This is a genomic window from uncultured Veillonella sp. (assembly GCF_963543145.1).
In the GTDB taxonomy this organism is placed as follows: Bacteria; Bacillota; Negativicutes; order Veillonellales; family Veillonellaceae; genus Veillonella.
Genome location: NZ_CAUTZP010000007.1, coordinates 75,484 through 88,366 on the forward strand (window position 1 = coordinate 75,484; position 12,883 = coordinate 88,366).

The window sequence follows — 12,883 nt, forward strand, 5'->3', positions numbered from 1 at the left end:
CTTGATCTAATTAATCTTTAGTAAACATCGATTTGAATGATAGTAAACCTCGATTTGAATGATCTTTAATAGTACTAATTTACAGTACAAGGATTTGTTTGAATCGAGGTTTTATGTTTGTGAATATAACAGATTTTAGATATTACAGTCATATAATTTGCCTACAATTTTATAATATGACTTCGGATTAATTTGGAATTAAGGAATAAGATTTTTTATTCTAATTTTCTGGCACTTTCACCTATATTATTAAGGAAAAAGCCTATAAATTCTGCTATAATAATATATTAGATATTATAAAATCAATTCTTTTTTATCATTCTATACATTGATTTGTATGCGCTATAGTAGCGGGTAGGGATGAATCTATTGAATATAGGAGGTACGCATGGAAGTCATCGATACAGTTTTGATTGAACGCATTCGCAAAACCTTAATTAAACGATATGACCGAGATCAACAAATTCAACAAATGATTGAAGAAATCGGCGCAGAAGAGGGCCTTAATGAGTCCGAATTGGCTATCGTTTACCAAGCTTATTTAGAGGTGAAGGAACGCTTATACTATACATCTACTCTTGTTGATTTATGGAACCAAATTGAAGAGGTTCAAAAACGGATGTCCTTATTGCATACCTACGAATCTCTTGAGCAAGATTTATTTGGTGATTTGCTAGGCGATGACAAGGAGGACATTATTATCTCCGATACGTCGTATCTTGGCAAGGGTGCTAGCCATAATGACGATATGTACGCCATGGAACAAGTGCAATTGTCCGAAGTGCCGGTGCACCATGATTCTACGGTGGGCATGAACCACATTAAATTGAATGAATTGAACTCTATGGGTGGCCTTTTTACAGGTTCTGGTGAAAGTTTAGAAGTGCATCATTTAGACGAGGAAAATCCCTTTGATAATGATGCTTTAGAAGAAACTTTAGCATCTAAGAACAAAGATAAAGGTTCTAAAAAAGATAAGAAATTAGAGGAAGAAAAGGTATTGGATGATAAGGATATGCCTTCTATCGATCCATATACAGCGGTAAATGCTTTGTTATTTGGTAGAGCTGGTTTAGAGTCTAATAAAGCAAATAAGAAGTTAGAAAAGATTCTTAAAAAGCAATTGAAACGCGTTGATGATGAATGGGCGCGGATCAATGAATTTGACGTAAAGACATCTAAGGACGAAAAAGAATCTAAAGAAGATAAGAAATCTAAAGAGGATAAAAAGTCCAAAGAAGATAAAAAAGAGAAAAAACACAAGAAGTGCAAGGAAGAAAAACAGGATAAGGAAGAAGAAAAGAAAAAGAAAGATAATAAAAAAGACAAGAAAAAGGATAAAAAGTCTGAAAAGGATAGATCCGAAAAAAAGCAGAAACGATAGTTTCCGTATGGGATAGCAAGGCCGATATATGGGCTATGGAGAGTGTTAGTTTTAAGAAATCAGCAGGTGCTGGGACTATCGACCGTGGATGCGGTAAATGCAAACGATGTAAGGGACCTAAATGTAAGAAATATCCAAAATAGTTGATAGTTATGTAATTACTAGAATATTACGTAATTTATATACTTGATTTACGATGTTTTTATAATTATTTAGGATGTATAGATATGTAGTTTTGTTACATTTGTGACAGTATAGTTGAATCATGTGATGTAACAATTAGGTTATAAGATTTAACAGTTAGGGGTTAATAATGAACCGATGGCAACGATTATTTGAAGGCATAAAGACAGAGATTAAGGTATTTATCTTTTTCTCTGCTTTGTTAACTGCATTTAGAATCGTGTTTCTTGCAGTATTTCAATCACAACTGGCTTCTGTGACGATGGAGAATATCCTTACGTCTTTATGGCTAGGCTTTAGATTGAGTCTCAAGACCGTCGGTTTTTTGTGTTTACTAGGCTTTTTAGGGGGGACGCTGGTGCATACCTTTGTACCAAAATGGCCGTCCTTGCGCATTAAACAAGTCTTCTATTCCATAGTGACTATACTGTTGACCTTCCTATTCTTAGGCCGCATTCCGTTCTATAAAATATTCAATTCCTCCTATAATGCGATGCTCATCAACGGTAAAAACGATGATATCGGCGCCATTGTAAATACGGCGATTAACGAATATAACGCATTGCTGTACATCGTTGGGGCTATAGTATTGAGCGCTGCTCTATGCTATTTCCTTGTTAAATTTTTGGCGTGGGGGACAAAGAAATATAGCGACTATATTGGTAATGAACTGAGTGGCAATAATCAACTAAGTGCAAGTGATCAACTGAATGGTAGTGAACAAGTTAGCTGTCCTACTTGGTATCCTAAGACGAAGAAAACGCAATGGATCACAGGCATTGGATTGACTGTGGTTATCGCCGTATTAGGTATATTCTTTAGATTTGGCGGCGCTTTTAGCTATACGAACTCCATTAACTGGGAAAGTGCGGCACGCCTTAGTTCTAATCTATTAAACGAAACCATTCTTGATGATGTGCAAGCACTTTATCGTGTTAAAAGCATTGCGAAACGGACGGCTGAGCTAGAGGTTATTAACTTAACGCCTCAAGAGTTAAACGAAAAAATCACTGCTGTTGGCGGTAAGTTTAATGGCACTAATTTCGATGGTTCTTTCACGAGAACCATTACAACAGAACGACTAGCAGAGCAACCACAATCCATCAATATCGTACTCGGTGAATCGTATGGTTTATGGCCATTCCTCGCTGAATATAACGAACCTGGCGCGTACCTCGTTGAGCAAGGTCGTAAATACGCCGCTAGTCCTCAAGCGATGAGCACTCAGCTAGCCCTCGCTCAAGGTACGGGGACGATGCCGGCTATCAACGGTTTACTCACTGGTATGCCTGATACAGGGCTATATCCTAACTACGAAGGTGAAAGCTTCAAACAACCGTACGGTTTGGGCATTGGTCCTGTTATGAAAAAGCTAGGCTACAAAACTGTATTCTGGTACGGTGGCTTTAGTACATGGCAAAATGTTAAGAACTTTGCTCTATCTCAAGGATTCGATGAATTCCACGATGCATCTGAAATGCCAAGTGATGAAAGTAATGCGTGGGGCGTAGCTGATAAGGATATGTTTAAAGCGATTTCTGCGTACATGGATCAACATAGAGGGGAAAAAATCCTCAATGTCATCATGACCACCTCTAATCATCCGCCGTATAGCATCAATGTAGCGAAGGAAGGCTTTGATGCGAGTAAGGTAAAAGGTCATGTACCTGATTCCATTTCCGATGATGAAAAGCAATTGAACGAAATGGGACATATTTGGTATGCAGACCATGTGATGGGTGAATATATTGCTAGAGAAGAAAAAGCAGATCCTTCTGCGCTCTTTGTCATCACTGGTGACCATAGCGAACGATTTAACTTTGCTCGTGAAGTAGGACCTAATGTGGCGTCTACGATTCCCATTATCTTCTACGGTCGCGGCATCCATAAAGACTGGCTCGCTCCAAACGCCTTTGGTATGAGCATTCAAATCATTCCTACCTTAGCAGAACTTGTGGGACGACCTGGTCAAACCTATGAAGCTATGGTGCCAAGCCTATTTACACAAGAGGAATTTGTTTTTAACCATAGACTATATCTAGATAAAAACGGAAAAGTTTTAGAACAAAGTGCGAGCATGCCTCAATCCTATGGGGATATGATTAAAAATATGCGGGAACTTGCGGCATGGCGGATCAAGCACGGGGATGTTATACAGTAATTGTAAATAATATATAGAATTAGTAATCGGGAGCTTTTCTATTTATGAATATATCTAGTTTTTCTTATGAACAATTCTTTCATGGTAATTCAGTTATGTTTATTGTTCCTCACGAAGATGACGAGATTAATATGGCTGGTGCCACTATATATGGGGCGATACAAGAAGGGTTAGAGGTATATGTAGTTTTTCTTACAAATGGTGATTATGAATATACTTTTGATGTGCGATGTAATGAGACATATCAAATGGCTAAAGAAATTGGATTACCTAAAGAGAATATTATTTTCTTAGGATTTGGCGATTTTATAGGTCATGAAGTTATACAGAATAAATTGGCAATTATCACTAGCCATGCTAATCATGATAAAACCTATGGTTTTGATTTTGCTAGCCTTGTTATGAATGAGGTTCAACCTTATTCTTGGTCTGGTATTATCCAATCTTTAATTGATGTTATACTGCACTTTAAACCAGATACAATTATTGCCACCGATTACGATACCCATGTAGATCATAGATTATGTACATTTACAGTCGCAAGTGCGATAGAGTGGATTATAAAACATACTCAGTTTAGACCTCAACTTTTAAAAGGTTTTGCTTATGCAACGGGTTATGAAACAATAGATGATTATTATAGTAATCATTTATTATCTACTGTAATTAATAAAAAAGCAGTGCCATCTAATGACTTTAGTACGGGAAATCCTACATTATCTTGGATACATCGACTCCGAATTCCTGTTTCTTATGATTGTCGGGCAGGTGCATTAGTTACTAATCCTATATTTAAGGCAATGGCAGCTCATATGAGTCAAGAAGGATATAAAAGGGGTTCACGCCTTATAAATGGGGATCAAGTATTTTGGAGACGAAGAACAGATAATTTATCATTAAATGCAGTAATAACTGTATCTTCTGGCGAGGCTACACATCTAAATGATTTCATGCGTTTTAATACAGAAAATGTGAAATCAAATACATATAATACTAAGGATTATATGTGGATACCAACAATAGATGATATAGAACGTAAAGCTCATATTGCATTTAAGAAGAATACAGTTATACAGGTAATTCAATTATTTGGAAATGTGCAAAATACAAATAGCTATTGTTCAATTCGTATTGAAATGAGTAATGGTAAACAAATTATATTAGATGAGATTGCTCACATGGGAAAAGGTATATCTTATGTTTTCGATGAACCATTATTATTAGAGTGGATTGATATATATATTGATAAACAATGTTTAGGGTTATCTGAAATAGAATTGTATAGTACTGTCAATGATGTGTATGATTATTGTCATATATTATCAGATAATCACTTTATGTATGATTGGATTGTATATCCTGGTGAAAAAATTCCAATGATTACACCTTATATTGAAAGTCTCAGAAAAGATATGACTACATATGGTAAAACAATACGAGAAGATTCTTATAGGTGGCTAATTAATGGTAAATATGTAGATGTTCTTGCATTACAGAGTACGATTGAGCGAGAGTTAAGTACTAGTCCATTACAAATACGATTAGAGTCTAGTGATAGATTAGTCTTTTGTGAGGCTACGATTCGTAAGGGCAGCATTAAGGATTGGTGTTCTTTAAAATGGAATCAATTACAAGATAAATTGGCTTATATAAGGGTTAAATCGAAATATAAACAGGGATATAAAGCGGCACAGGTATATAAACAAGGAGGTATATAATTATGGAGAATCAGAATAGACCATTAGTATCAATTGTTATTCCTGTGTATAAAGTAGAAGATTATATTGGTAAATGTATTGAGAGTTTACAGAATCAAACGTATAGCAATTTACAAATTATCTTAATTGAAGATGGATCACCTGATGCAAGTGGGCGTATTTGTGATGACTATGCTGCAAAGGATCATAGAATTATTGTTATACACCATGAATATAATATGGGGGTCAGTAAAACTCGTAATGATGGATTGGCTATTGTAAAAGGAGATTATATCGCCTTTGTAGATGGTGATGATTATGTAGCACCATCTATGATAGAAGATTGCTTATCAATAATTAATGATAAACAAGTAGATGTAGTTGTTTTTGATATCGCTGTTGTAGAAAATGGTAAGATAACTCCACGACATATGGATGAACGGTATTTTATAGATATAAAAAGTGTATATACCGCATTGATTGAGGATAAAATTCCAAATTATTTATGCAATAAATTTTTTAAAGCGAATGCGTGGAAAGAAATTCGATTAAAAGAAAATACAGATTTTGAGGATCTTATGATTATGCCGTTAGTATTTAAAAATCTTTCGTCTGTATACTATTTACAAAAACCCCTTTACTTTTATAATTGTGATAATGAAAATTCAATTACAAGTAATTGGAGTGCAAAGAGTAAATATGGATTATTTTGTTCCTATTTATATCGTCAACCATTGGCTGAAGAATTAGGCATGACAGACTTTGTCCGATACTGTCGTCATAGAGCTATTCGCAGTGCCGTTGGGGGAATTGGTTTTAACCTAGCAAAACCAGAACTACAAGAAAAACAGGTAAAACATATGCTAGAATACTTGAAACAAGAGGAACAGTCTTCTGATATGCCTTCCATTGGTGCCAAATATCAAGTGTTATTATACGGTGCACTCCATGCTCCATTTATATCAAAACTGTATGGACATATGATGTTTGGATTAGAACGAATCAAGAGATCTTTATGATTGAATAAGTAATTAATTTTATATCTGGATTGAAATTATATGAATACCGAGGAAACTTATGTCATCAATTACGGCTATTATCTTAGCGCGCAATGAAGAACAACATATTGTAGATTGTATTAATAGTATTCAATTTGCTGATGAAATTTTAGTCATCGATGATGGTAGTACAGATCAAACAGTATCACTTGCTACTGGACTGGGTGCAAAGGTTATACCGCATCCTTTAAATGGAGACTGGTCACAACAACGATGTTTTGGTATTTCACAAGCCCAGAGTGAATGGATTCTATTTGTCGATTCTGATGAGCGTGTATCACCAGAATTAGCAAAGTCTATTCAACGAGCTATCCAAGGTGAACCGAAAGCTTATTGGTTACATAGATATAATCTATTTCATCACAATCAGGCAACCCATGGTGTGGTAAGACCTGATAAGGTGTTACGATTGATGCCTCGAGAGGGAGCAACTGTAGAAGGTGCTGTTCATGAAACTTTTATCAGTCCCTATCCACAAGATACATTAGAGGGAAAATTGTATCACTATACGTATGATAACTGGCATCAATTCTTTGAGAAGTTTAATAAGTATACGACGGCAGCAGCTAACAAATACAAGGAACAAGGGAAGTCTTGTAGCTTTTTTGGGGATATTATATTGCGTCCAACATGGGCATTTTTTAAGATATATATTTTGCAAGGTGGCATATTAGATGGGAAAATAGGTTTTCTATTGTCTATCTATCATATGATGTACACCATGACAAAATACGTAAAATTATATTATTTAAACAAATCTAATGGGCAATTATAATTAGTAATTTAGTATTGTAAATTACTATGGGGAATTATTGTTCTTGAAGTAGATATGGAAGCATAATGAGTGAACAATTTTTTCTATCCTTACAACAAAATATAAAACTAATGCTTTGGGCTCCTATATTGAGCACTATCTTTCGAATCATATTCATGATTGTGTATAATCCTTACCCTACATGGAAGGGTCGCTGGAAATCTGTACTGGGTTCATTGCGTTACGGCTTCTGGTGGGGCATGGATTTTGATGCTTATGTCTTTTTAATACCCTTAGTATTTGTGACGCTCCCTGCATTATTATTTGATGGGTATCATCAAATAGAAGATACGGTACGATTGGTAGGATTAACCATTTATTCCTGCGTATTATATGTAGCCTTTGCAGGCAAAATGATTTTCTACAAGCATTTCCATGATACGTATAACTATATGATTCATTATGGAAATCATGCGGAAAAACATAATTTAATTGATGTATTCTTTAATCAAGATCGAGGAATGCTTGTCATCCTAGGATTGATTCCTATTGCATTTATATCCTGGTACATGGGAAATTTCTTTTTATCATTGCCATCTATACCATATCCAACTATTGAAGGAACTTGGCCTACTGTGGCTTGGAATATAGGGCTTATAGTAGCCTCTGTTTTGGGGTTTTATTGGTTCCGCTATGGTGGAACATTATCTCATGATGATAAACCTGAGTGGGATACGATTCCTACAGTAGTAAAAGAGGATATATTCTTTGCTCGTGCAACGGTGCCAGATTTATGTGCCTTAGAAACGGTGTTAAAAAATCCACTTCGTGATGAATATACGGCATCTGCTGAGGACATTGATGATGCAATTCACCGTATTGTTCCTAAGGAATATAAAGATACTTGGCAGGATTTGAGTACACCGCTTCATTCATTCAAGCGCGTTGCATCAGGTCCTCGTATTGATAAACCACAGCATATTTTCTTTATTGTTGGTGAAAGTATCCCTCAGTGGTCTCTTGATGAACCTTATAAAAATCTCAATATATGCCCTGGTTTATGGGATTTTAAAGATAATCCTCACACGGTGCAAGTACCTAATTTTTTGCCTGCCGGTAATGTATCTCGCCCATCTATTGTGAGTCTGTTATCTGGCGTTTATGATGCGGGTATGGAAATCAATGAACGGGAAGCCTTCTGGCATGAGCCATTGCCGACTTCTTTGGCATCTCAAATGAAGCGTTTAGGTTATGATACGATTTACTGGTATGGCGGCAATGCATCGTATGGTAACTTTAATCACTTTGGTAAGGCTCAAGGATTTGACCGCGTAGAAAGCGCTTCTATTTTTTGTGGCCCCGATGCACCTAAGACTTGGGTAGGCGTTTATGACCATGTATTTTTAGAACACATCGAAGAGAAAATTAAATTATTAGAACATCCTACATTCCACTTTATTTACACCACATCTAATCATGGTCCTTATAAAATGGAGGACTCTTTACTAGATTATGATCCTGAGAAGGTTATGCCACATCTTGGGGATGATTTAAAATCCAATAAGAGACGAAATAAAGAATTGGCTACCTATCGCTATAGTGATAAGGCGATTTTTAACTTTGTCAATGCGATGAAAGAGGCTTTTCCCGATAGTTTATTTGTTGTCACCGGTGACCATTCTAATCTATTTGGCTCTTTGAATAATACATCATTAATTCAACGAGACTATACCTTGCGCGACACATTCTGTACCGTAGGATTGTTGCAGCATCCTACTTTCACTAAAGATACGATTACGGCGCCAATTGGCACGCATATGAGCCTCATGCCTACCATTATTGAAGCTATTGCACCAAAGGGTTTCGAATATTATTCCATCGTACCGTCTTTGTTTGATGAACAGCCAGATACATTAGTTACACCATATCAGTGGATTACGCCTCATATGATGGGCGATGTTCGTATGGATTATGGTGAAAGTAATACACCAACGTATAAACCGGTAGAACCAATACGACCTATAGATAATCATGCAAGTGATGCACGGGATTGGACATTGTTGACCATGTGGTTCATAAATCATGAAAAGACATTGTTTTCTAAAAAATAGATGAAAAATAATTTTATATATGATTAACTATATATAGTTAACTATAGTAAATATTTAAAGGAGGGTATCTATGTCGATACTGAACGTAGTAGGCGCCAAAGTTTGGGGCGGCGGAGAGCAATATGTATATGATATGTGCGACGAACTACATAGACGACATATACCCTCTTTTGTTTTAGTTGATGCTTCTAATCATGAATTGCAAGAACGATTTGAGCAAGTAGCAGAGGTTTTAACAGGGAATCTTTATTCCTGTAAAGGATTTACATCGATTTTATCTATTGCTAGTCAAATAAAAGAACAGAATATCACCGTTATTCAATGTCACTCTGGTAAATATATTTTATTATGTATAGCTTTAAAGCGTTTAACAGGGGCTAAACTTGTATTTTATAAACACAATGTGGTAAAAGCGAAAACCGATATGTATCATCGTTGGATACAGTCCGAAGTAGATGCTTTTATATGCGTTTCCAAAAAGGTGTATGATGCTCAAATTATTCCAAGCATAGCTAGTAAGTATTATCTTGTTTATAATGGCATTAATACACATCGTTTTCCGGTGCTTTCTGACAGTAATAGCAGTATTTCCAATAAACCATTTATCGTTGGTTATGCAGGACGCATTATTGAGAATAAAGGAATCTTTGAGTTGTTAGATGCCATTAGATTGATTCATACTAACACGAAAGATATTCGTTTAGTTATATGTGGTGATGGTAAGCCTAATGATATTGAACGAATGAATTGGTATATCAATCAACATCAGATGGCAGAATATGTGCAGTATGTGGGCTTTCAAAAGGATATGAATCAATGGTATCGTTCTATCCATTGTTTAGTAGCACCTTCTAAGGTGCAGGAGGCCTTTGGTCTCGTATTATGTGAGGCTATGTATTGTAAAGTTCCAGTTATAACAAGCATATCTGGGGCACAAGCAGAAATTATTGAAAATGGTGTATCTGGTATTCTTATAGATACGATTAATAGTGAATCTATTTCTGAGGCTATTCAAGGCCTTATGAATAATGATGCGCTTCGAACATCAATAATTGAACAGGGGTATACACGTGTGGAGTCTACTTTCACTATTGCTAAGATGGTTGATTCTATAGATAAGATAGTTCGTAATTTGAGGTGATAAGGTGTTACAGTATATACAAAATCAATGGGAGAAAGGCCGAAAGATATATGGCAAACATAGTTGGAGGGAGACACGTCGTACTTTTCTTCATACAATGCGCTCCATACGAAATAAACGAGAAATAGAGGCACTGGAGAACTATTTTGCAAACTACACGTCTGACCCAACCTTATTAGACCGTCAAGTAGGTTTATTTGAGTTGATGACAAGATATTTTTTGTTTAAAAGCTCAACTCCACAGGAACGATTAGAGGCTATTATTAATCATTTTGATTATTTAAAAACTGTATTTACCGATGATGCTATTCGTGAAATGTACTCTGTAGATCCAGATAATTTTTATGATGACGTAAGCCGTATGAATCGTGGCTATATAGTATGGGAGTCAGAAGACCTTGACATGGTAGCTCGCTTATACTACGGACCAGGTCAACGAAAAGAAGGTTTTTTGACCTTGTTACTAACATTGGGAAAACAAGGTGTATATCATGCTAACTTCCGCTTTGGTAAAGGTTTTAATGGGGAGCCTGCCATGTGGATAGGAACTGTTCAAGGTTATAAAGATGGCCTTGATAATGCTAAAACAGTTACTAAGAAAATGTTTGGTTATCGACCAAAAAACTTTATTATGTTCCTTTTGCGTCATATAGCAGCCATTTGTAAGGTAGAATCTATCTATGCTGTATCCGATGAAGGTTTTTATGCTAATACACACTTAGTTCGCGGTCATCGTGCTAAAGTTGCAGAGCTAGATCCATTATGGGAGGAATCTGGTGGTGTAGTTTGTAGCGATGAACGGTTCTTCAAAATTCCATTGGAGGAATACCGTAAACCAATCGAGGAAATTAAGTCACAAAAACGTAGTCAATATCGTAAACGCTACGATTTACTCGATCAATATGAACAAGAAATTCAAGACCATGTAAAACCATTATTACGAGTAAAATAGATATCTATAAAGTAAAAGAGTTGTTAATATAATGAAAATTAGATTGTAACTATTTAGGGATAAAGGGGTTAGTATGCAATCGTGGATACTTAAGAATTCAGAAATGGTACTGACAGTACTCATTTCAATCATGATATGTACAACAAGGTCATCCATGGCATTGGGGAATTTACTATATGGCATCATTATATTGATGACCATTTTAACTTGTTGGTATAGACGGCATGAAATCTCCGTGCCAAAATTGATACGTCAATATGGATGGGCCTATTTAGGCATGCTACTATGCGTATTGCCGTCTGCATTAATCAGTACTGATATAGAGATAACTACCAAATATTTTTTTAATATTTGGGTTTGGAAGGTATTAGTCATCGTACCAATCCTGTTATGTATTAAAAGTTCTCGTAAGTTATATGCCTTATTAACGGTATTCTTCGTATATATGGGTATTGATGCTTTATCTGCCTTTGCACAATATCTATGGGGATATAATTTAGGCCCAGGAGGTCGTGCAGGTGGTGTTATCAACGGCTCTATGATGGGATTGGCTATGTTGTTGACATTAGCTTTTCCATTAGCTTTAATTGCCACCTATGATACAAGATTTCCTTCGTATGTAAGAAAATCAGCTGTATTTTCTTTATTTGGTATGTTATTGGGAATGTGGGGAAACCAAAGTCGAGGTTCTTGGTTATTTAATGGTATTAACGGTGTACTTATAACATTGCGCTATTGCTTTGATAATATTCGCTATTTATTGGTACTCCTTGTAGCCATTGTAGGTATAGGATATGCATTTACCAGTAATCAAGCCTATATAGCTCGTTTTGAAAGCACTTTTAATATAAGCACAGATGGTTCAAATCTGGGCCGTATCTATGTATGGGAAGCAGATAAACAGATGATTATGGACCATCCTGTAACAGGAGTTGGTCCTGGTTTATGGCAAAAAACATATCGAGAACACTATAAATTAAAAGAAGAAACTCAAGATTTAGGGCATTCCCATAATAATCTATTACAAATAACTTCTGAATCTGGCTTATTAGGGCTCATTGGTTTCTTAGGATTCTCAATTTTTGTAATCTGTAAATCTCTGAAAAATTATATTAAAACAAGAAACCCTTATGACTTATCAATACTTGTAGGTTTTATTAGTTACTTATTCTTATTTGGATCTATTGACTATACGTGGGGAAATTCATCTGGAATTCGCATATTTTGGATTATTATGGGTATTATGATTCAATTGAAAATAAATGAGAATGACAAAGTCGTTTAGGAAGTGTTTACGTACTATTTAATTGGTTTTTATATCTAGTTTAAATAGACTCAAAAATCGAAAAAATATATAAAGATAGTTAAAATCTATGTTTTTCATAGTTTTAAACATTTGAATATGATACAATATAAGTAATTATTGGTACATTGTATTCGTA

General features: G+C 35.5%; 9 protein-coding genes. All 9 read left to right on the forward strand.

Annotated elements, in window-relative coordinates; genetic code table 11:
* The first annotated feature begins 388 nt into the window (after nt 1-388).
* The 9 genes from RWZ05_RS04720 (at nt 389) to RWZ05_RS04760 (ending at nt 12,726) form a co-directional block, all read left to right on the forward strand.
* Nucleotides 389-1,384: a transcriptional regulator gene (locus RWZ05_RS04720; RefSeq protein ID WP_314642638.1), complete on the forward strand. Its 996-nt coding sequence runs from the start codon at nt 389-391 to the stop codon at nt 1,382-1,384.
* A 313-nt stretch (nt 1,385-1,697) separates the two neighbouring features.
* Complete coding sequence (locus tag RWZ05_RS04725) at nt 1,698-3,728, forward strand: sulfatase-like hydrolase/transferase (RefSeq protein ID WP_314642639.1); 2,031 nt, start codon at nt 1,698-1,700, stop codon at nt 3,726-3,728.
* A gap of 44 nt (nt 3,729-3,772) precedes the next feature.
* Nucleotides 3,773-5,446, forward strand: a complete 1,674-nt coding sequence (locus tag RWZ05_RS04730; RefSeq protein WP_314642640.1) for a PIG-L family deacetylase — start codon at nt 3,773-3,775, stop codon at nt 5,444-5,446.
* Nucleotides 5,447-5,448: 2 nt separating this feature from the next.
* Nucleotides 5,449-6,444, forward strand: a complete 996-nt coding sequence (locus RWZ05_RS04735) for a glycosyltransferase family 2 protein (protein WP_314642641.1) — start codon at nt 5,449-5,451, stop codon at nt 6,442-6,444.
* Nucleotides 6,445-6,502: 58 nt separating this feature from the next.
* Nucleotides 6,503-7,258 carry a glycosyltransferase family 2 protein gene (locus RWZ05_RS04740; protein WP_314642642.1) on the forward strand — a complete coding sequence of 252 codons (756 nt, stop codon included), beginning with the start codon at nt 6,503-6,505 and terminating at the stop codon, nt 7,256-7,258.
* Nucleotides 7,259-7,323: 65 nt separating this feature from the next.
* Nucleotides 7,324-9,348, forward strand: a complete 2,025-nt coding sequence (locus tag RWZ05_RS04745; protein WP_314642643.1) for an LTA synthase family protein — start codon at nt 7,324-7,326, stop codon at nt 9,346-9,348.
* A gap of 70 nt (nt 9,349-9,418) precedes the next feature.
* Nucleotides 9,419-10,489 (forward strand): glycosyltransferase family 4 protein, encoded by a 1,071-nt coding sequence (locus RWZ05_RS04750; RefSeq protein WP_314642644.1) that lies wholly within the window; start codon nt 9,419-9,421, stop codon nt 10,487-10,489.
* Nucleotides 10,490-10,493: 4 nt separating this feature from the next.
* Entirely contained in the window at nt 10,494-11,441 is a 948-nt protein-coding gene (locus tag RWZ05_RS04755; protein WP_314642645.1) for a DUF535 family protein, read from the forward strand.
* 154 nt (nt 11,442-11,595) lie between these two features.
* Nucleotides 11,596-12,726 (forward strand): O-antigen ligase family protein, encoded by a 1,131-nt coding sequence (locus RWZ05_RS04760; RefSeq protein WP_314642646.1) that lies wholly within the window; start codon nt 11,596-11,598, stop codon nt 12,724-12,726.
* Nucleotides 12,727-12,883: the final 157 nt, after the last annotated feature.